The following is a 512-nucleotide window of genomic DNA, read 5'->3' as shown; positions in this document are numbered from 1 at the left end:
GTCTCTAAGGGCAAGCAGGCCGAGCCGGACGGATTCCTGCCTGGTCGCCCCGCCGATAACGGCGCTAACGCGCTCGGCGTTGGTGCCCGCCGCCTGCCGGAACAGTTCATGGTCGTCGGCATGAATGGCGACGACGATCTCGCTGGTCCGCGGGTGGGCCAGAAAAATGTCAAGCGTGTGTGCGATAACGGCAAAGCCGCCAATGTGTTGATATTGCTTCGGTCCGTTGGCCTGTCCGGCGCGCGCACCACGGCCGGCCGCGACGATTACCACCGCGACCTTGCCATCCGCACTCGAAACGTGATTTTCACTTGCGTCAGTCATTGCAGATTGGCTTAGCGCACGATCCCGAAAAGTGTAATCGGTTTTCGGCAAAGATCGTGCGTCAAATATGAATCCCAAAGCGTCCTTTGCGCGTCCCACGGGGCGCGCGGCGCTTTGGCCGCACCCAGTCCCGAAGGCCAGCATTTTTCCGATTGCGCCTTAATGTGGCGTCATTCCGCGTTGCACAT

1 protein-coding gene is annotated in these 512 nt (G+C 60.5%); it reads right to left on the bottom strand.

Going from position 1 to position 512, the window contains the following annotated elements; translation table 11 throughout:
- Positions 1-324: 2-C-methyl-D-erythritol 4-phosphate cytidylyltransferase (locus EN969_RS34620; protein WP_164758820.1), on the bottom strand; the 324-nt coding region annotated here is incomplete at its 3' end.
- Between the last annotated feature and the right edge of the window lie 188 nt (positions 325-512).

The organism is Mesorhizobium sp. M7A.F.Ca.CA.003.01.2.1 (assembly GCF_003998945.1).
Taxonomy (GTDB): domain Bacteria; phylum Pseudomonadota; class Alphaproteobacteria; order Rhizobiales; family Rhizobiaceae; genus Mesorhizobium; species Mesorhizobium ciceri.
The sequence above is the reverse complement of the archived record's forward strand: the minus strand, read 5'-3'. Positions and strand labels throughout refer to the sequence as shown.